Origin of the sequence: Rugamonas apoptosis (assembly GCF_014042355.1) — a bacterium.
In the GTDB taxonomy this organism is placed as follows: Bacteria; Pseudomonadota; Gammaproteobacteria; order Burkholderiales; family Burkholderiaceae_D; genus Rugamonas; species Rugamonas apoptosis.
Map to the genome: position 1 here is coordinate 125,880 of NZ_JACEZU010000010.1, position 18,695 is coordinate 144,574.

Below are 18,695 nucleotides of genomic sequence, written 5' to 3' on the forward strand. Positions count from 1 at the left end.
GTTCAAAGAATCAGAAGATGTACTGCAGGCGCATGGTGAAGCTTTTCGCCGCGCGCCCGCTGTTGCGGCCGATCAGATAGGCCGCCTCGTATTTGAGTTCCTGCTTGCCGATGTCGCGGCCGCCGAAAATGGCCGGTCCGGCGCGATGCGACTGCTGGTTCAACGGCAGCCAGTCATCCCACTTCCCCACTTCACCGAACACCTGCAGGCCCGGCTGGAACCAGCTCTTCCAGCGGTGCTTCACTTGCAATTGGTACGTCATCTCCGTCGGCCCGCCGGCCTCGGTGCGGTAGTCGCGCTGGAAGAACAGGTTGGCGTTGAACTGGGTACGGCCGATTTCCGTCTGCAACGCGGGGCCGATCTCCAGCGCGTAGCCGTCGCTGCGCTCACGCGGGCGCTCGATCTTGGTGTGGATGGCCAGGTCGAACGGGTACTGCCCTTGGGTCAACAAATAGTCGTTTTGCCACGCCAGCTCGGAGTACACGGCGCCGCCGCCGTTGAATTTGACCCAGCTGCCATACAACTCCGTGTACCAGCGCGACGTGACGCCGTAGCCGATGCCGATCTCCGGCGCGGCCACCGTGCGGCCGTGGTAATGGGCGTTCCAGTATTTGTAATCGACGGAGGCCTGACCTTCCACATCGTAGGCCGTGACCATGTAGTAGCCGGTATCGGCCAGGGCCAGGCCGGGCAGCAGGGAGGCGAGCGCGATGAGTTTTTTCATGGCCGGTTTGGCGTGGCGAGTGGCGGAAAGCTCAATTTAGCGCGCCGCGAACCCGATTGCAACGAAAAACCGGGCCGCTGTCTCCGCTATCTGACATCAGCCAGCCAACAAACCATCCACCTGCGTCAGGCGCTGGTCCAGGCTGCCGCGCACCATCGTGTAGGGAATCGCGCGGCGCGCCAACTCTTCCAGCAGCAAGTCCTGCACGATGCGGCTGACCTGCTCGCATTCACGGTGCAAGCCATCGGCCTCCCACGGAATATCGGGCGCCATCACCAGCGTGCGGTGGTAGCCGTGCTGCACCACCAGTCGCTCCAGCTGGGCGTCGATGCCCCCGAAATAGTGGCGGCTGTAGACGGCCGTCATCAAGGGCGTGGTGTCGCAGAACAGCCAGCCGCGCGCCTGGGCAGCGGCCGCGTCCTCGCGTTCCAGCTGGGTGCGGGCGATGGGAAACTGGTCCTGCGCCACCGGCACCCGGCCCTCCGTATCGACAAACTCGCGCAGGTATTCCGGCACCCACAGCGTTTGGTGGCGCTGCGCCAGCGCGGCGGCCAGCGTGGACTTGCCGGACGACGCCGTACCCAGGATGGCGACGCGCAGCGGCCCGGCCGGAGCGCTCACTTGAACACCACGCCGTCTGGTGCTGGCTTGCCATCGGCGCCGCCCTGGCCGCCATCATCCTCGACCACCCGGTCCCAGGCCCGCAGGCCGGCCACCGCCATCGCCACGAAGGCGCCATACAGCACGGCCGTCAGCAGCAGGTGCTTGTGGACGTAGAGCGCCACATATAGCACATCGACGATGATCCAGACGTGCCAGTTCTCCACTTTTTTACGCGACAGCAGCAGCTGGCCCACCAGGCTGCCGGCCGTCAGGAAGCCATCCGCGCGCGGCACGTCGGTATCCGTATAGGTGCGCAGGAACCAGGCCAGCAGCACGAAGCCCAGCAGCCAGCCAGCCGCGCAAACCGCGCGTCCGCGCGCACCCAGGCGGGTGACGGGCAGCCGCGCGTGGCGCTCGTCGCCATGCAGCCATTGATACCAGCCCCATACGGAAACGGCGATGAACACCAGTTGCAACCCCATGTCGCCATACAGGCTGGAGCCGAAGAACACCATGCCGTAGGTGGCCGAGGAAATGATGGAAAACAGCCAGGCCCAGTGGGTCTGGCGGATATTGAGCCACACGGTGATCACCGACAGGATGAAGGAAATCAGCTCCAGCGGCGTGGTGACAAAGCCCAGCAGGACCAGGATATCGTTCATCGGGAGGAAAGGCGGGAGGCGAAAAAGGACGGCAAATTATAGACCATCGCGCGCGACAGCGCGGCGGCGGGGCCGGCATCGCGCCGGCCCCGCCGCCATTTGTTACTGTTTGGGATACTTGATGCGCATTTCCTGCAGCAGGTTGTCGGCGTGATCGACTTCCTTCATCACCCACAGCATATAGCGGATATCCATGTGGATGGCGCGCGTGATGTCGCGGTCGAAGTACCAGTCCTTGGTGATCGATTCGTAGGTCGAATCGAAGTTCAGGCCGATCAACTCACCGTGGCGGTTCATCACGGCCGAGCCGGAATTGCCGCCCGTCGTATCGGCGCTGGTCAGGAAGTCGACCGGCACCGTGCCCAGCACGGGATCCTTGAACTGGCCGTAGCGCTTGGCCTTGACCGCTTCCAGCAGCTTGGCCGGTGCGTTGAACGGCTCCTTGCCCGTGTGCTTCTCGACGATACCTTCGATGGTGGTGAACGGACCCTTGGTCAGGCCGTCGCGCGGCGAGTACGGCGACACCGTGCCATAGGTCACGCGCAAGGTCGAATTGGCGTCCGGGTAGACCGGCTTGCCCTGCGACTGCTTCCACGCGATCACGGCCTGCATGTACTGGGGGATCACCCGTTCCAGGTTGCCATCCACTTCCTTGCGGCGGTTCTCCAGCGCCATCGCAACGTCATTGAGCTTGACGGCCAGCTTGAGGAAGGCGTCGTCCGAGGCGGCGATGGCCGCCGCGTCCTTGCCCAGCCAGCCCAGGCGGGTGGCCGTGTCGCCCAGTTGCGACTGCTGGTACAGCGCCGGCACCGCGTCCACGGCCGGCAGCAGCGCGTCCACGCCCTGCGCATGCATGGCGGCCGGCAGGCGCGCGTAACGCCGCAGCGCGGCCACGTAACGGGCCTGGTCGACGGCGCCCACGTACGATTGTTCCAGCCGCGTCAGGCGCGCCTTGATGAAGGCCAGGTCGCGCTGCTGGTAGCCCGATTCGCGCTCGGCGTCCGGCTTACGGCCTTCCAGCGCCAGCCGGTACAGCGTGCGCCCGCTTTTCAGCAGGTCGCTGTTGGTGGCCACGGCCAGGCCGAATTCCTCGTTGCTGAGCGCGATATCGGCGCCGATGGCCGCATCCAGCTCGGCCAGCAGCGTCTTCGACACCTTGGGCTGGGCCACGTACCAGGCGCGGAACTGGGCATCCTGTACGTCCTTGATGGCGGCGATGTCCTTGCGGGCGAAGCCGTCCAGCAAGCCCTGGGTCTTCTTCATCACGTTGTTGAGGCCCTTGGCGACGCTGGCGTAGCGCACCGCGTCGGCCGCGCTTCCCTTGGTCGCGGCCGCGATCACGTCCAGGTCGGCCTGGATCTCGGCCACCTTGGCCGGATAGGCCACGTCGCGCGCGTCGCGGATCTCGGACGGCAGCTTGTAGCGGCTGGTGCGGCCCGGATAACCAGCCAGCAGGATAGGATCGCCGTTCTTCAAGCCCTCGGCCGACACCACCAGAAAGTCCTTCGAGTGGTAGGGCACATTGTCCGGCGACGGATCGGCCGGCCGGCCGTCCTTGCCCACGTAGGCGCGCAGGAAGGAATAGTCGCCGTCATGGCGCGGCCATTCGTAGTTGTCGATATCGCCACCGAAATTGCCGATCATGTCGGCCGGCGCGTACACCAGGCGCACGTCGCGGATCATCATCTGGCGGATGCGGTAGTACTCCAGCCCCCGATGGAAAGCGGGCACCGAGCAGCGGTACATCTTGTCCGTTTCGCATTCGGCGATCAGGGTCTTGATGGCCGCTTCCACGGCTTCATGGCGCTGGCGGCCGCTCATGGCCGGCTTCACGGCGCCCAGCACGCGCGCGCTCACGTTCTCCACCTTGTCGGTCACGTACACCAGCGTGTTCGGGCCGCCCGGCAGTTCCTCGGCGCGCGTCTTGGCCAGGAAGCCGTTGGCGATGTAGTTATGCTCGGGCGTGGCATTACGCTGGATCGCGCCATACGCGCAGTGGTGGTTGGTGACCACCAGCCCGGCGTCGGACACGAACGAGGCCGAGCAGCCGCCCAGCGACACGATGGCGCTCATCGGATGGCGCGACAGATCGGCCAGCTTCTCGGCCGGGATCTCGATCCCGATCCGCTTCAATTCGGATTTCAATTGCGGCAGCTGGTGCGGTTGCCATTGTCCTTCGTCGGCGTGGACCGTACCCGCGCATAGCAGGATGGCCGGAAATGCTAATTTTTTGAACAAGATTTGCCCCTGAAAGTAAATTCAGCGGGAGTATATGCTCATGCACTGGCCAAGGCAAAGTCTATTGTCAGCGCGCAGCCGCGGCCCGGCACGTAGGGTTCCAGCTGGAACCGCCCGCCCAGCGCAGCCACCCGCTCGGCGATGCCGATCAGGCCGAACGAGCCGTTCTTGTTGCGCTGCGCCGGCGCGATGCCGACGCCGTTGTCGGTCACCCGCAGTTCCAGCAAGCCACCGTGCGCGCGCAGGCGCACCTCGACGTCGCTGGCCTGGGCGTGGCGCTGCACGTTGAGCAGCGACTCCTGCAGGCTGCGGAACAGCACCATGCCGACATCGGCCTCGATGGCGGCCAGCACCGCCTCGTCGGGCAGCAGCAGCCGGCACGGCACGCCACTGCGCTTGCGCCATTCGCCCACCTGCCACTCGAACGCGGCCTGCAAGCCCAGGTCCAGCACGGCCGGCCGCAGCTCGTTCATGATGCCGCGCACGCTGCGGATGGTGGCGTCCACATTGTCCAGCACCAAGTCGACGCGCCGCGACAGCCGAGGATGGCGCCCCCCCGCGCGGGCGCGCAGCGCGGCGATATCGAGCCGCAGCGCCAGCAGGTTCTGTCCCAGCTCATCGTGGATCTCGCGCGCGATGCGCTTGCGCTCATTCTCCTTGACGGTGACCACATGGTCGGCCAGTTTGCGCAATTGTTCGCGCGACTGGAGCAGGGCCGCCTCGGCCCGCTCGCGCTCGGCCGCCTCCTGCTGCAGCCGCAGGTTGGCCGTCGTCAGGGCGGCCGTGCGTTCCACCACGCGCTGGTCTAGCTCGTGCGACAGGTTGATCAGCGCCTGCTCGGCGCGCTTGCGCTCCGTGATATCGGAAAACACGCCGATGAAATAATCGACGCGGCCATCGTCGGCGCGCACCACCGTCAGCGACATGGAGGTCAGCAGCCGCGTGCCGTCGCGCTTGACGTTGTACACCTCGCCCTGCCACGTGCCCGTTTGCAGCAACTGCCGCATCGCTTGCGCATGGTAGCCGAGCGGATGGGCGTCCGGCAGGCGGAGAAAGGCTGGGTCGCGCCCCAGCGCCTCCTCGGCCAGGTAGCCGGTCAGCTTGGTGAAGGCGGGATTGACGGCCACAATGCGGCGCCGCGCATCGCACACCAGCACCCCCTCCTCGATACTGTCCAACACCACAAAGGCGCGCCGCCGCGCCGCATCGCGCGCATGCTGGTCGCCCATGTCGGTGACGATCATGCGGCATTTCAGCTTGGCCTCATCGAGGTTCGCTTCCAGGCGCGCGACCCGTTCGGCGCTCCCGAACAGGGGCACTTCCAGCACGCTGCGCGCGCCGCAGGCGAACAACTCGGCCAGGAAGCGGCGCAGCGTCGGCTGTCCCTCCGGCGCCACGAATTGTTCCAGCGCGCGCCCCATCAGCTGTTCCCGCGCCCGCCCCAGCAGGACCCCGGCGGCCAGGTTGGCGCGGCTGATGACGCCGTCGCGATCGACCGACAGGTAGGCCGCCGGCGCTTGGTCGTACAGCATCGCATATTGGTTCAGGTCCGCCTCGGCGGCGTCGCGCTGCCGCCACAGCGCCGTCAGCGCCTCGTGCTGGAGTTCCAGCTCGATCTGGCTCACCTGCAGTTCGTGCAACTGGCGCAGCGCCTCGTGCTGGCCGCCGTCGTCCGCGGCGGCGCCGCTGCGCGCCGCCTGCCACTCCGCATTGCGCCGCAGTGTGTGCAGGTCCAGCGCGGCGTCGGCCGGCGTCTTCATGCGATGTCCGCCCCGCCCTGCATGGCGCGCAGGCGCGCCTCCAGCTGCTTGGCTTCCGTGATGTTGATGAAGGTGACCACCACGCCGTCGATCACGTTGTCCACGGTGCGGTAAGGCATGATGCGCACCGTGTACCAGCGCCCGCCGCTGGTGGGCACCTGGCGCTCGCTGAACACCAGCGTGCGCAACACTTCCCGCGCGTCCTGCTGCAAGTCGGGGTAGTCCAGGTCGTTGACGATATCGCCCAGCGGCCGGTTCAGGTCCGACGGGATCAGCTTGTAGATCTGGGTGGCCTGGTTGGTGAAGCGCCGGATGCACAGCTCATTGTCGAGAAAGATGGTGGCGATGTCGGTGCTGTTGAGCAGGTTCTTCATGTCGCCGTTGACCATCGACAGGTCGTCCACCTTCGACTGCAGCTCGGCGTTGACGGTATAGAGCTCCTCGTTGAGCGATTGCATCTCCTCCTTCGAGGTGGTGAGCTCCTCGTTGGTCGACTGCAGCTCCTCGTTGGTCGATTGCAGCTCCTCGTTGGCGGACTTGAGCTCCTCGCGCGAGGTCTGCATCTCGTCGCGCACGGTCTGGATATCTTGCCGGGCCTGCATCAGCAGCTGCTCCAGTTCCTGCACCCGCGGATTGGACGAGCGGCTGCGGCGGCGCGGCGGCGCCAGCGCCGCCGTGGCGAACGTCACCAGGATCATGCCGGCCATGGGAGCGCCGTCCGGCAGCGCCTCGGCCGTCAAGTCCACCCCCAGCGGCGGCGTGTCGCGTTCCTTGAGCACCAGGCCGCGCACGGCGATGATGCCGCCACCGCGCGCGGCGCGCGCGATCAGGTCGGCCAGCTCGAAGCGCAGCCCCTCGCGCGCCATGGCATGGATGTTCCAGTTGGCCTTGCCTGCGGCCGGCTCCAGGAAGGCGCCCGTGCGGCCGTGGATATACAGGATGTCGCCCTGCGGATTGAGCAGCGCCGCCGCCGGCGTATGCTTGCGGAGCAGATGCTGCTCCACCTGGTGTTGTAGGTTGCCGCTCATGGATGGGGTGCGCGTCTCGCTCGCGGGTGGTGGGGCCAGGTTGCTGGCCCGGGTGGGGAAATAGTGTGTCACGCGCTGATCGGCGCCATCGAGCCGGCGGTAGATCCGGCCCGAGCCCGGCACCGGCGCGAACAGGTCGGTGAAACGGCCGGGCGTGTCGGCGCTGCCCAGGATCAGCAGGCCATCGCGCTTGAGCGCGTAGTGGAACAGCGGGATCAGCTGTTCCTGCAGCTTGACGTCGAAATAGATCAGCAGGTTGCGGCAGCACAGGATATCGAGCTTGCTGAACGGCGGATCGGAAATGATGTTCTGCTGGGCGAAGATGATGGCGTTGCGCAGTTCCTTGCGGATGCGGTAGCCCTGCTCGTCGGCCACGAAGTGGCGCTGCAGCCGCTGCGGCGACACGTCGGCCTCGATGCCGCGCCCGAAGTGGCCCAGGCGCCCGCGGCCGATGGCGTCCGGATCGAGGTCGGTGGCGAAGATCTGCAGCGTGTAGCAGGCCGTGGGCGCCAGCCGCTCCAGCACTTCGGAAAACACGATGGCCAGCGAGTACGCCTCCTCGCCCGTGGAGCAGGCCGGCACCCAGGCTTTCAGCGCCAGCCCCTTGGGATGGGCCGCCAGCAGCTCCGGCAGCGCCGTCTGCGCCAGGTAGTCCCACACCTTGGGATCGCGGAAGAACTGGGTCACCCCGATCAGCAGTTCCTTGAACAGCAGTTCCACCTCCTGCGGATTGTCCCGCAGGCAGTCCACGTAGAGATCCATGGTGGCGCACTGGCGCAGCTTCATGCGCCGTTCGATGCGGCGCAGCATGGTGTTGAGCTTGTACTGGGAAAAATCGGCCCCGACCTGCTGCTGCAACAGCTGGTACAGCTCCCCCATCACGTCGCGCTGGCCGTGGCCGTCGGCGTCGAGCGCGAATGCGGGACGGCGCCAGTGGCCCAGGATCAGGGCCGGCATGTCGCCCGGCGGCGCCACGATATCGGCCGCGCCGGCGTCGATGGCGCTCTGCGGCATGGGGTCGAATTTGGCCGAGGCGGGGGTCTGCGCCAGCGTCATCCCGCCCTGCACCTTGATCGCCTGCAGCCCGCGGGTGCCGTCGCCGCCCATGCCCGACAGGACGATGCCGATGGCGCGCTCGCCACAGGCGTCGGCCAGGGCCGCGAAGAACGAGTCGATCGGCAGGCGCAGGCCGCGCGGTGCGGCCGGCGGCCGCAGCGTCAGCGCGTCGCCGGCGATGCCCAGGTCGTGGTTGGGCGGGATCACATAGACATGATCGGCTTCGACCGGCATCCGGTCGGTGATCTCGCGCACCGGCATCGGCGTCACGCGCTGCAGCAGCTCGGGCAGTATGCCCTTGTGCTGCGGGTCCAGATGCTGGATGACGACGTAGGCCAGGCCGCTGTGGGACGGCACGCTGGCCAGGAACTCGCAGATCGGTTCCAACCCGCCGGCCGAGGCGCCGATCGCCACCACCGGCACGGCCTCATCCGCCGGGGCGGGGCCAGATGAGGCGGGAGAGAGCGCGGGGGCGTGCTTGGTCATCGTGGCATGCGGTGGGCTGGAAGCGGAGCGCCGGACAGCGGACGCCGGGCGAGCGTTGCGTTTCTAATCATCTTTCCAGCTGATTATACAAAGCCCCACCGCAAACGCCAAGCTTGCCGTGTCCCTCCTGTGTCATTCCCGCTGGCGCCAGCCGCCCCCCAGCGACTGGATCAAGGCGATGGCCGTGGCCTGGCGGTCCGCCTGGGCCTGCACCAGCGCGCGGCGCGCGGCCAGCGCCGTGTTCTGGGCCGTCACTACCTCCGTGAAAGCCACCTGGCCGGCCCGGTAGCGGTTCAGCATCTGCGCCTCCACCTGGTCGGCCGCCTCGGAGGCCGTACGGCGCAATTCCTGCTGTTGCGCCAGCGCGGCGCTGGCGGCCAGCTGGTTCTCCACGTCGGCGAAGGCGGCCAGCACGGTCTGCCGGTAATGGGCGATGGCCGCGTCGCGCCCCGCCTCGGCGCCGCTCACGCGGGCCGCCGTGGCGCCCGCATTGAACAGGTTTTCCGCCGCCGACAGGCCCAGCGACCACAAACTGTTGGTGGCGCTGAACAGGCCCGCCGCCTGGCCCGCGCCCACGCCGTATGACGCCGTCAGGTTCACACTGGGGAAATAGGCGGCGCGCGCGATGCCGATCTGCGCGTTGGCCGCCGCCACCCGGCGCTCGGCGGCGGCAATGTCGGGCCGGCGCTGCAGCAGCGTCGATGGCAGGCCGGCAGGAATCTCCGGCACGGTCGTGTTCCAGGGCGCCGGCGCCAGCGTGAACGCGCCGGCCGGTTTGCCCAGCAGGACGGCGATCGCATGTTCGAGCTGGGCGCGCTGGCGCACCGCGTTGGACTGGTCGATACGGGCGCTGGCCAACTGGGTCTGGGCCTGCAGCACGTCGGACTTGGCGGCCAACCCGGCATTGAAACGGTTGGTGGTGATGGTCAGCAGGCGCTGGTCGCCGTCCACCGTGGCCGCCAGCAGCGTCAGCTGGGCGTCCGCCTGGCGCAGCGCGAAGTAGTTGGCCGCCAGCTCGCCCTGGGCCGACAAACGGGCCGCCGCCAGGTCGGCCGCGCTGGCCTGGGCGCTGGCGCCAGCGCTATCGGTCCCGGCGCGCAGCTTGCCCCACACGTCCGGCTCCCAGCTGCCGCCGATGTTCATGCGGTATTGGCCGGCGGCCTTGGTATTGCCGCCACCGCCGGAGCGGCCGGCGCTGCCCGTCAAATCCACCACTGGGAACAGCGCGGCGCGCTGCTCGCTCACCAGCGCGCGCGCCTGCGCGTAGGCGGCCGCGGCGGCGGCCACGTTCTGGTTCGACACCTCGACGGCGGCGGCCAGTTCGTTGAGCACGGGGTCGCCGAACAGCGTCCACCACGGGCCCCGTTCCAGCGTGTCGGCCGGCGCGGCCGGCTGCCAGCCTTGCGCCTCCTTGTAGGCGTCCGGCTGCGCCACGGCCGGCACCTGGTAGGTGGGAGCGACGGCGCAGCCGCTGGCGACGCTGGCGGCGAGCGCCATGGCGGCCAGGCGCGAGGATGGGAGAGGAATCAGCTTCGGTTTCATGGTGGGGTCGGCGACGCAGTTGCCTGCTCGCCGTGCAGACGGCTTAAATGTTGTTCGGATGGGCTGCGGCGGCGCAGCTTGTCGAGCAGGATGTAGACCACGGGCGTGGTCAGCAGGGTCATGAGCTGGCTGGCGACCAGGCCGCCGATGATGGCGATGCCCAGTGGCTGGCGCAGTTCCGAGCCTTCGCCAAAGCCGATCGCCAGCGGCAGCGCGCCCAGCGCGGCGGCCAGCGTCGTCATCAGGATGGGACGGAAGCGCAGCAGACAGGCCTCGCGCACGGCCTGCGCCGCGTTCAGTCCCCTGCCCCGCTCCGCTTCCAGCGCGAAGTCGATGATCAGGATGGCGTTCTTCTTGACGATGCCGATCAGGAGGAACACCCCGATCAGGGCGATGATGGAAAACTCCATCTTGAACATCAACAGCGCCAGCACGGCGCCCACCCCAGCCGACGGCAGCGTGGACAGCACCGTCACCGGATGCACGAGGCTCTCGTACAGGATGCCCAGCACGATGTAGATCACGACGATGGCGGCCAGGATCAGCAACGGCTGCTGACGGTTGCTCTCGTCCGCGCTGCGGGCCGTGCCCTGGAAGCTGCCGCGCACATTGGACGGCATGGCGATGTCGGCCTCCGCATGTTTAACGGCTTGCTGCGCGTCGCCCAGGCTGTAGCCCTCGGCCAGGTTGAACGAGATGGTGGTGGCCAGTTCGCCATCCTGGTGCTCGACGGAGGTGGGCGCGGAGCGCTCGGTGAAGCGTGCCAGCGCCGGCAGCGGCACCATCACGTTGGCTGCCGTGTTGAGGGCCGCGCCGGTGGCCGCGTCGCGCGCGGCGCCGTTGTTGGTGGCGCCGGCGCTGGCCGCGGCGGCAGTGGTTCCCGTGGTGGGTTTGCCGGGCACGTACACGTCGCGCAGCGCCTCCGGGCTCTGGGCGTAGCGCGGCGCCACCTCCATGATTACATGGTACTGGTTAAGTTCATCGTAAATGGTGGACACCTGGCGCTGGCCGAAGCCGTTGTAGAGCGCATTGTCCACGTCGCGCACCGTCATGCCCATCCTGGCGGCGCTGTCCTTGTCGATTTCAACGAGGGTTTCCACGCCGTTGTCCGCCTGGTCCGTGTCCACGTCGATCAGCGCCTTCTGGGCCTTCATGCCGTCGGCCAGCCGCGCGGCCCACACTTTCAACGCGCCCCGGTCGTCGCTCTTGAGCGTGTACTGGTAAGTGGAATTGGACTGCCGCCCGCCCATGCGCAAATCCTGCACGGGATTCAGGAACAGCGACACACCGCTGATGCGGGCCAGCTGAGGACGCAGGCGCGCCATCACCGCCTGCCCCGCCTCATGCCGCTGCGACGGCGGCTTGAGCGTGATGAACATGAAACCGCCGCCGGCCCGCGAACCGCCCGTGAAGCCCACCACCGTCTCCACGGCCGGATCGCGCTTGATGACGTTGACCAGCTGGCGCAGCTTTTGCTGCATGGCCTGGAACGAGATGCTCTGGTCGGCCCGGATACCGCCGCTGATCTGGCCCGAGTCCTGCTGCGGGAAAAAGCCCTTGGGCGCGGCCCGGAACAGGTAGACGTTCAATCCGATCACGAACACCAGGATCAGCATCACCAGCCACAAACTCGATAGCGCCCAGTCCAGCGAATACGCGTACATGCGGTGCATCCAGTCGTAGCCCCGCTCCGCCCAGCGGGCCAACCGCCCGGGCGGGCGCTGGTGGCCGCCCGGCTTGAGCAGCCAGGCGCACATCATGGGCGTGGTGGTGAGTGATATCACCAGCGATATCAGCACCGCCACCGACAGCGTGACGGCGAATTCACGGAACAGCCGCCCCACCTGTCCGCCCATGAACAGCAGCGGAATGAACACGGCCACCAGCGACAGGCTGATGGACAGCACCGTAAAGCCCACCTCGCGCGCGCCCAGCAGCGCGGCGTGGAAGCGGTCCATGCCCTGCTCGATGTGGCGCGCCGTGTTCTCCAGCACCACGATCGCGTCGTCCACCACGAAGCCGGTGGCCACCGTGAGCGCCATCAGGCTCAGGTTATTGAGACTGAAACCCATCAGATACATCACGCCAAAAGTACCCAGCAGCGACACCACCGTGGCCACGGCCGGCACGATGGTGGCGCGCACGCTGCGCAGGAAGGCGCTCACCACCAGCACCACCAGCACGATGGAGATCAGCAGCGTGATCTCGATTTCCTTGAGCGAGGCGCGGATCGAATTGGTGCGGTCCGACGCCACTTGCAGCTTCACGTCCTGCGGCAATTGCGCCTGCAGTTGCGGCAGCAGCGCGCGCACGCTGTCCACCGTCTCGATCACGTTGGCGCCCGGCTGGCGCGTGATCAGCACGATCACGGCCGGCTCGCCGTTGAACAGGCCCAGGGTGTTGTTGTTCTCGGTGCCGTCGATCACCTCGGCCACGTCCTGCAGGCGGATGGCCGCGCCGTTGCGCCAGGCCACCACCAGCGTGCGGTAGTCGGCCGCGCTGCGCCCACCGCGCGCACCGTTGGGCGCGGAATAGAGCTGCAAGTGGCGCCCGTCCCCTTCGATGGCGCCCTTGGGACGGTTGGCGTTGGTGGCCTGGATGGCGGCCCGCACATCCTCGGTCGATACGCCGTAGCGGTTGAGGGCATACGGCAGCAACTCCACCCGCACGGCCGGCAGCGAGCCGCCGCCGATCTCCACGTCGCCCACGCCCTGCACCTGCGCCAGCTTTTGCTGCACCAGGTTGGACACGGCTTCGTAGATCTGGCCCGGGGTGCGGGTGGGCGACGTCAGCGCCAGGATCAGCACCGGCGCGTCCGACGGGTTGGACTTGCGGTAGGTGGGATTGCTGCGCAGCGTGGCCGGCAAATCCACGCGCGAGGCGTTGATGGCCGCCTGCACTTCGCGCGCGGCCGAATCGATCTTGCGGTTCAAATCGAACTGCAGGCTGACCCGCGTTTGCCCGGCGCCGGAACTGGAGGTGACTTCGTTCACGCCCGCGATCACGCCCAGCCGCCGTTCCAGCGGCGTGGCCACGTTGCTGGCCATGGTTTCCGGACTGGCGCCCGGCAGCGAGGCCGTGACGGTGATGGCCGGGAAATCCACCTGCGGCAGCGGCGACACGGGCAGCACGAAGAACGCGGCGATGCCGGCCAGCGCGATGCCGATGGTCAGCAGCACCGTGCCGATGGGCCGGCGCACGAACGGTGCCGACAGGTTCACGGCGCCACCCCGTCCACGTCATTCAACTTCGCCGGACCGCCAGCGCGCGCGCCGCGCCCGCCCCAACGCCGCGCCAGCGCGTCGAAGCCCAGGTAGATCACGGGCGTGGTGAACAACGTCAGCATCTGGCTCACGATCAGGCCACCGAAGATGGACAGGCCCAGCGGCCGGCGCAACTCGGCGCCATCGCCCCAGCCCAGCATCAACGGCACGGCCGCGAACAGCGCCGCCAGCGTCGTCATCAAAATGGGACGGAAGCGCAGCAGCGCCGCCTGGTGAATCGCTTCGCGCGCCGATTTGCCTTCCTCACGCTCGGCCTCGATGGCGAAGTCGATCATCATGATCGCGTTCTTCTTCACGATACCAATCAACAGGATGATGCCGATGATGCCGATCACACCCAGATCCTGGCCGCTGACGCCCAGCGCCAGCAAGGCGCCCACCCCGGCCGAGGGCAAGGTGGACAGGATGGTGAGCGGATGGATATAGCTTTCGTATAGCACGCCCAGCACGATGTAGACGCAGATCACGGCCGCCAAAATCAGCCACAACTGGTTGGACAGCGAATTCTGGTAGGCCCCCGCCGCGCCCAGGAAGGTGAGCGACACGGATGGCGGCAGCTTGATTTCCCCGGCCGCCTCGCGCACGGCGTCCACCGCATCGCCCAGCGCCACGCCGCCGGCCGTGTCGAAGCCCAGCGTGGTGGCCGGATACTGGGCCACGTGCGTGATCTGCAGCGGCGCCGGACGTTCGAGGATGGTGGCCACGGCCGACAGCGGCGTGGTCTTGCCGGAACTGGTGCGCAATTGCAGCTCGCCCAGCGTGGCGGGCGTGGTCAAGGCGTCCGGCCGCGCCTCCAGGATCACCCGGTACTGGTCGGTCTGGGCGAAGATGGTCGAGACGATGCGCTGGCCAAAAGCGCTGTACAAGGCATCGTCGATGGCGGCGGCCGTGATACCCAGCCGCGCGGCGCTGTCACGGTCGATGCTGATGTAGGCCGCGCTGCCGGTGGCGCCCGCGTCCGACACCACGTTGCGCAGGCGCGCCTTGGTGCGCATCTGCTGCGCAAGCCTGGCGGCCCAGCCGTTGACGGTGGCGTAATCCGCCCCCTCCAGCGACACCCGGTACTGGGTCGGCCCCGTTTCGGCGTCGATGGTCAGGTCCTGGGTCGGTTGCAGATACAGGGTCACGCCGGCCACTTCGCTGGCGCGCTGGCGCAGGCGCGCCATGGTGGCGTCCTGGCTGGCGCTGCGCTCGCGCTTCAGGTTGATCAGCATGCGGCCCGTATGCAGCATGGTGTTGTTGGCCGCGTCCACGCCCACCAGGGAACTGAGCGACTCCACGTCCGGGTCGGCCAGCAACGCGCGCGCCGTGGCCCGCTGGAGTTCGGCCATGCGGGCATAGGACACCGATTGCGCCGTTTCGACCCGGGCCTGTAGCTGGCCCGTATCCTGGGTCGGGAACAGCCCCTTGGGGATGAAGATGTACATCGCCACCGTCAGCAGCAACGTGGCCAGCGCCACCAGCAGCGTCATGCCCTGGCGTTCCAGCACCCATAGCAAGGCGCGGTCGTACCGCCGGATCACGGCGTCGAAGAATGCCTGGGTGTGGCGCGCCAGCGCGCCCGGATGCTCGTCCGCGTGGCTGCGCAGCCAGCGGCCCGACATCATCGGCACCAGCGTCAGCGACACCACGGCCGAAATCAGGATGGTGATGGCCAGCGTGACGGCGAACTCGCGGAACAGCCGCCCCACCACGTCGCCCATGAACAGCAGCGGAATCAGCACGGCGATCAGCGACACCGTCAGCGAGATGATGGTGAAGCCGATCTGGGTGGCGCCCTTGAGCGCGGCCGCCATCGGCGTCTCGCCCTGCTCGATGTAGCGGGCGATGTTCTCGATCATGACGATGGCGTCGTCCACCACGAAGCCGGTGGCGATGGTGAGCGCCATCAGGGACAGGTTGTTCAGGCTGTAACCGAGCAGATACATGACGCCGAAAGTGCCCACCAGCGAAATGGGCACGGCCAGGCTGGCGATCACGGTGGCCCGCACGCTGTGCAGGAAGCCGAAGATGACCAGCACCACCAGTACCACGGCCAGCAGCAGTTCCATCTCCACGTGCTCCACCGAGGCGCGGATGCCGGTGGTGCGGTCGCTCAGCACATCCACCCGCAGCGCGCCGGGCAGGCCGGCCGTCAGTTCCGGCAGGCGGCTCTTGATGGCGTCCACGGTGGCGATCACGTTGGCGCCGGGCTGGCGTTGCACATTGAGGATGATGGCCGGTTTCATGCCGGACCACGCGCCCAGCTTGACGTTCTCCGCGCTGTCGACCACTTGCGCCACGTCCTCCAGCCGCACGGGCGCGCCGTTGCGATAGGCCACGATCAGCTTGCGGTAGTCGTCGGCCGTCAGCAGCTGGTCGTTGGCGTTGATGGTGAAGGAGCGGGTCGGGCCGTCGAAGCTGCCCTTGGCGCTGTTGGCGTTGGCGGCGGCGATGGCGGTGCGCAGCGTGTCCAGCCCCAGGCCGGCCGATGCAAGGGCCTGGGTGTCGGCCTGGATGCGCACGGCGGGCCGCTGGCCGCCGCTCAGCGTGACCAGCCCCACCCCGCTGACCTGGCTGATCTTCAGCGCCAGCCGGGTGTTGACGATATTCTGCACCTGCGTCAGCGGCATGGTGTCGGAAGTGATGGCCAGCGTCAGCACGGGCGCGTCGGCCGGGTTGACCTTGGCGTACACGGGCGGCGCCGGCAAGTCGGTCGGCAGCAGCGAGGCGCCGGCGTTGATGGCGGCCTGCACTTCCTGCTCGGCCACGTCCAGCGTCTGGCCCAGCGAGAATTGCAGTGTGATGAGGGACACCCCGGCCGCGCTGGTGGAACTCATGCGCTGCAAGCCCGCCATCTGGCCGAACTGGCGCTCCAGCGGCGCCGTCACGGTCTGGCCCATCACTTCGGGGCTGCCGCCCGGGTACAGGGTTTGCACCTGGATGGTGGGGAAATCCACCTGCGGCAGCGCCGCCAGCGGCAGGAACTTGAAGCCCACCAGGCCCGCCAGCACGATGGCCAGCATCAGCAGCGACGTCGCCACCGGACGCTGGATGAAGGGCGCGGACGGGCTCATGGCGATCTCTCCGTGGGTGCCGCGACCAGCTTATTGCGCGCCCCCATCATTGTCCGCTCCCGCGCGGCGGGCGTTGGCCGCCCGACCAGCCGCTGGCGGCGGCGCTGGCGGCAGCGCCCGCTCCCGCGCTTGCACCCGCGCCTGCGTCTGCGCCTGCGCCCGCGCCGCCGCGACGCCCGCCATGCCGGCCACCCGCTCCACCGGCACCCGGTTTATCGCCGGCCAGCACCACACGGGCGCCATCCTTGAGCCGGTCAGCCCCTTCCGTGATGACCTGCTCACCAGCCTGCAAACCTGTCTGCATCTGCACCTTGTCCGCCATCGCCTGCCCGCGCGTGACGGGCCGCAGCGACACGGTGCGGTCGGCGTTCAGCACGTACACGAAATCGCCGCTGGCGCCATGGCGCAGTGCCGTCACCGGCACCATCACGGCATCCTTGATGGTGCGCAGCTCCAGCCGGAGGTTGACGAACTGGCTGGGGAACAGCGTGCTCTTGTCGTTGACGAAGCGCGCCTTGGCTTTGACGGTGCCGGTCTGGGTGTCGACCTGATTGTCGAGCGCCGCGAATTTGCCCTGCGCCAGCGCCGTGCTGCGGGTGCGGTCGAACGCGGTGGCCGGCAGCGCCGCGCCCTCGCCCACGCGCGCCAGCACGTCCGGCGCCTGATCCTGCGGAATGGTGAAGGTGACGTCGATCGGTGACAGTTGGGTGATGACAGCGATACCCGCCGCGTCGCCGGAGTTGACCAGGTTGCCCACATCTACGCCACGCAAACCCACCCGGCCGCTGATGGGCGCCACCACCTTGGTATAGCCCAGGTTCAAGCGCGCCAGCCCTTCGGCCGCGCGGTCCGTCATCACCGTGCCTTGCAATTGCTTGACCAGCGCCGCCTGCGTGTCGACATCCTGGCGCGCGATCGAATCCTGTCCCAGCAACGTGCGATAGCGTTCCAGCGTCAGCTTCGCATTCTCAAGCTGGGCCTCATCGCGCTGGCGCTGGCCGCTCGCCTGCAGCAGCGCCATCTCGAACTGGCGCGGGTCAATCTCGGCCAGCACCTGGCCAGCCTTGACCATCTGGCCTTCCTTGAACAGCACCTGGCGCAGGATGCCCGACACCTGCACCCGCACCGTGGTGGTGGCGGCCGACGTCACCGTGCCCAGCGCATCGAGCGATACCGGCACATCGGCCTTTTCAGCCGTCGCCACGCCGACCGTGGTGGCCGGCCCGCCGCGCCGCCCGCCGGCACCGCCCGCGCCACCGGGGCCGCCGGGGCCACCCGGCCCGCCTGCTCCACCAGGACCACCTGCCATGCCCGGCGTGCCAGCCGCGCCGCCGGTGCCGGCCGCTGGATGGGTCAGGTACCACGCCAGTCCGCCCAGCGCTGCCATCACGGCGATGGCGATCACACTGCCAGCCAGCCGCGCACGGCCACGACGCCGGCGTGGGTTTGCGTTAGTTTCCGGGGTAGCTTGCGTGGTCATCGCCTGTCCTTGTCATGGCCGCACGGCGGCGGCATCGTCCTGTCTGAAGCTTGTCATTCTACGGTCGTGCACCGCCATTCTGTGGCCAAGTTACAAACTCGCTACAAATCCGCCCTATTGAATACCGCTTTACAAAACTTTACCTGCCCGACATCGCAGCGTTACGGACCCCAACCATACTGGTTCCCGTAGTCTCCTCAACCCAACCAAGGAACCGAACATGAGCATCTTCAACCGCAACACCATCGCCGCCGTCCTGCTGGGCGGCGCCCTGGCCGCCGGCGCCGGCGCCTATGCCGTGGACCGCCACATGAACAGCGCCAGCCCGCACAGCGCCGTCGACGCCACCGCCCACGTCGACCGCATGCTGAAACACCTGTACGTGGAAGTCGACGCCACCGACGCCCAGAAGTCCCAGATCGAGCCGCTGGTGCGCCAGGCCATGCAGGACCTGCAGCCCATGCACGAACAACTGCACAAGGCCCACGCGGCCGCGCTGCAGATGCTGACCGCCCCCACCATCGACCGGGCCGCGCTGGAAACGGCGCGCGCCCAGAACCTGCAACTGGCCGACCAGGCGTCGAAGCGGCTGGTGCAGCTGATCGCGGACGTGGGCGACCAGCTCACTCCGGCCCAGCGCCAGAAGCTGGCCGAGCACCTGTCGCACATGCATGAACGCGGCCACGGCATGCACCACGGTTAAGAGGCCGTTTCAAAAAGCCCGTGGCGTCGTTGTGGCGCCTCGCCGTGCAGGTGCACTGTCTTCGTCGCCACGC

General features: G+C 67.8%; 11 protein-coding genes. 1 reads left to right on the forward strand and 10 read right to left on the reverse strand.

What is annotated here, in order from left to right; all coding sequences use genetic code 11:
* Positions 1–10: 10 nt before the first annotated feature.
* From H3H39_RS19710 to H3H39_RS19755, 10 genes are all read right to left on the reverse strand, one after another.
* A complete protein-coding gene (locus H3H39_RS19710) occupies positions 11–724 on the reverse strand; it encodes a hypothetical protein (protein ID WP_182155698.1) in 714 nt (237 codons plus the stop codon).
* Between the two features lie 96 nt (positions 725–820).
* Positions 821–1,345, reverse strand: a complete 525-nt coding sequence (locus H3H39_RS19715; RefSeq protein WP_182155700.1) for an AAA family ATPase — start codon at positions 1,343–1,345, stop codon at positions 821–823.
* Positions 1,342–1,989 carry a nicotinamide riboside transporter PnuC gene (gene pnuC / locus H3H39_RS19720; RefSeq protein WP_182155702.1) on the reverse strand — a complete coding sequence of 216 codons (648 nt, stop codon included), beginning with the start codon at positions 1,987–1,989 and terminating at the stop codon, positions 1,342–1,344. Before pnuC ends, H3H39_RS19715 begins: the two co-directional genes overlap by 4 nt.
* A 102-nt stretch (positions 1,990–2,091) precedes the next feature.
* Positions 2,092–4,227 carry a S46 family peptidase gene (locus tag H3H39_RS19725; protein ID WP_229218142.1) on the reverse strand — a complete coding sequence of 712 codons (2,136 nt, stop codon included), beginning with the start codon at positions 4,225–4,227 and terminating at the stop codon, positions 2,092–2,094.
* 38 nt (positions 4,228–4,265) lie between these two features.
* On the reverse strand, positions 4,266–5,987 hold the full coding sequence (locus H3H39_RS19730) for a PAS domain-containing sensor histidine kinase (RefSeq protein WP_182155704.1): 1,722 nt from the start codon (positions 5,985–5,987) through the stop codon (positions 4,266–4,268).
* Positions 5,984–8,557 (reverse strand): chemotaxis protein CheB, encoded by a 2,574-nt coding sequence (locus H3H39_RS19735; protein ID WP_182155706.1) that lies wholly within the window; start codon positions 8,555–8,557, stop codon positions 5,984–5,986. Before H3H39_RS19735 ends, H3H39_RS19730 begins: the two co-directional genes overlap by 4 nt.
* Before the next feature lie 132 nt (positions 8,558–8,689).
* Positions 8,690–10,099: an efflux transporter outer membrane subunit gene (locus H3H39_RS19740; protein WP_229218143.1), complete on the reverse strand. Its 1,410-nt coding sequence runs from the start codon at positions 10,097–10,099 to the stop codon at positions 8,690–8,692.
* Positions 10,096–13,320 (reverse strand): efflux RND transporter permease subunit, encoded by a 3,225-nt coding sequence (locus tag H3H39_RS19745; protein ID WP_182155708.1) that lies wholly within the window; start codon positions 13,318–13,320, stop codon positions 10,096–10,098. The genes H3H39_RS19740 and H3H39_RS19745 overlap by 4 nt, the downstream gene beginning before the upstream one ends.
* Positions 13,317–16,439 carry an efflux RND transporter permease subunit gene (locus H3H39_RS19750; protein WP_182155710.1) on the reverse strand — a complete coding sequence of 1,041 codons (3,123 nt, stop codon included), beginning with the start codon at positions 16,437–16,439 and terminating at the stop codon, positions 13,317–13,319. Before H3H39_RS19750 ends, H3H39_RS19745 begins: the two co-directional genes overlap by 4 nt.
* A 46-nt stretch (positions 16,440–16,485) precedes the next feature.
* The gene (locus tag H3H39_RS19755) at positions 16,486–17,919 is read right to left on the reverse strand and encodes an efflux RND transporter periplasmic adaptor subunit (RefSeq protein ID WP_182155712.1); all 1,434 of its coding nucleotides are present in this window, start codon (positions 17,917–17,919) and stop codon (positions 16,486–16,488) included.
* A 220-nt stretch (positions 17,920–18,139) separates the two neighbouring features.
* Here H3H39_RS19755 and H3H39_RS19760 point away from each other — a divergent pair, with 220 nt between their 5' ends.
* On the forward strand, positions 18,140–18,622 hold the full coding sequence (locus H3H39_RS19760; RefSeq protein ID WP_182155714.1) for a Spy/CpxP family protein refolding chaperone: 483 nt from the start codon (positions 18,140–18,142) through the stop codon (positions 18,620–18,622).
* Positions 18,623–18,695: the final 73 nt, after the last annotated feature.

Bases quoted from the DNA above. Each gene is read 5' to 3' on its own strand.
- H3H39_RS19710 (WP_182155698.1), bottom strand. From the start codon at position 724: ATGAAAAAACTCATCGCGCTCGCCTCCCTGCTGCCCGGCCTGGCCCTG.
- pnuC (WP_182155702.1), bottom strand. From the start codon at position 1,989: ATGAACGATATCCTGGTCCTGCTGGGCTTTGTCACCACGCCGCTGGAG.
- H3H39_RS19730 (WP_182155704.1), bottom strand. From the start codon at position 5,987: ATGAAGACGCCGGCCGACGCCGCGCTGGACCTGCACACACTGCGGCGC.
- H3H39_RS19735 (WP_182155706.1), bottom strand. From the start codon at position 8,557: ATGACCAAGCACGCCCCCGCGCTCTCTCCCGCCTCATCTGGCCCCGCC.
- H3H39_RS19740 (WP_229218143.1), bottom strand. From the start codon at position 10,099: ATGAAACCGAAGCTGATTCCTCTCCCATCCTCGCGCCTGGCCGCCATG.
- H3H39_RS19750 (WP_182155710.1), bottom strand. From the start codon at position 16,439: ATGAGCCCGTCCGCGCCCTTCATCCAGCGTCCGGTGGCGACGTCGCTG.
- H3H39_RS19755 (WP_182155712.1), bottom strand. From the start codon at position 17,919: ATGACCACGCAAGCTACCCCGGAAACTAACGCAAACCCACGCCGGCGT.
- H3H39_RS19760 (WP_182155714.1), top strand. From the start codon at position 18,140: ATGAGCATCTTCAACCGCAACACCATCGCCGCCGTCCTGCTGGGCGGC.